The organism is Frankia sp. CoWAU3, assembly GCF_977971855.1.
The window spans coordinates 3,716-5,137 of the sequence record NZ_CDWWXB010000130.1; the positions used below are offsets into that span (position 1 = coordinate 3,716).

The window sequence follows — 1,422 nt, forward strand, 5'->3', positions numbered from 1 at the left end:
CCGGCCGTCGAGGCGCTGCGGGTGTCCAGCGAGGCGGGCTCGGTGGTCACCGAGGTGCGTCCGGTGGAGGACATCCAGCGCCTCGCCGTCCCAGCGGGGCCGAGCCGCTGGTACCGCATCACGTTCGCGCGGGTCGGCCAGGAGACCGACGACACCCTCGGCGCCGGTATTCGGGAGATCACCATCCCCGGGGCCACCTTCCGCCACTACGCGCAGCTCCCCACCGACGTGGCCCGGCGCTTCGCCGCGCCGGACGGGGGGCTGGTCGCCTTCTCGATGGCCCGGGAGCGGGTCGACCCGGCGCAGCCGTTCGGCGGCTCGGAGGAGCTGGCGCTGTCCCGGCGCTTCGAGGTGCCCCGGGACATGACCTTCACGATGAGCGGCTCGGCGAGCTTCATCCCCCCGCCGCGGGGGACACCCCCAGCAGGTGATACTCCGTTGCTGATCGACTGCGGCCAGGGCCCCACTCTGGTCGTCGACGGGACCCGTTACCCCCTGCGGATCTCCGGCCGGGACAGCGACGTCACCTCGGTGCGGCCGGTGCGGGTGTCGCTGTGCACCGACGGCGGCACGCTGCGGCTCTCGGCGGGGCCGCACCTGCTCGGCGTCGACCAGGGACCGACCTCCATCCTCGTCGACGCGATCGCGTTGGTCGGATCGGGCGCCCAGGTGAGCGCGGCCACGCCGCGGGCGACGACGGTGCACGAGTGGACGGCGGAACACCGGACGGTCCAGATCGGCGCCGGTGACCGCGCCTTTCTCGCCGTCCGGGAGAACGCCAACTCCTCGTGGACGGCGAAGCTGAACGGCGTGGCGTTGACCCCGCTGCGCCTCGACGGCTGGCAGCAGGGCTGGATCGTCCCGGCCGGCACCGGCGGCACGATCGTCATCGACAACGCGCCCGGTGCGGAATACCGCCGCAACCTCGTGGTGGGGCTGTTGCTGGTCGTGGTGCTGGTCGTGCTCGCCGTGCTGCCCGCCCGGTTCCGGCTACGGCCACGATCCGACGAGAACGGCTATCCGGCGCTGCTGAGGCCGCGCCGCCTGGGCCGGGCGACGGTGTCCCCGCCGGTGGCCGGTGTGGGGTGGACGGTGCTCGCCATGCTGGCGGTGGCGCTGGTGGCGGGCCCGGTGGCGCTGGCCGTACCGGTGTTCGTCCTGGTCGGTCGGCGCTGGCCCGCGGCGGGGGGCCGCTGCGCCGCGGTCGCCATGATTGGCGCGGGAATCGGGGTGGCGGCGCAGCCCGGCAGCCAGCCCGGATCCGGGCAGGGGGCGTTCGGGCCGCTGGTCCAGGTGTTCGGCGCCTTGGTCTTGGCTTGTCGTTTAACCTTCGGGTGTCACTCTGTGTGATAGTCGCTGGTGGTTTGGGGTGGGCCGGCGTGTCGCCGTGACGTGAAGCGGCCTTCTGTTGAACCTGGTTTC

1 pseudogene is annotated in these 1,422 nt (G+C 73.2%); it reads left to right on the forward strand.

The annotated features are described in order from the left end of the window. Positions 1 to 1,350, forward strand: a pseudogene (locus AC08ON_RS12285) (DUF3367 domain-containing protein); the annotation flags it as partial. Between the last annotated feature and the right edge of the window lie 72 nt (positions 1,351 to 1,422).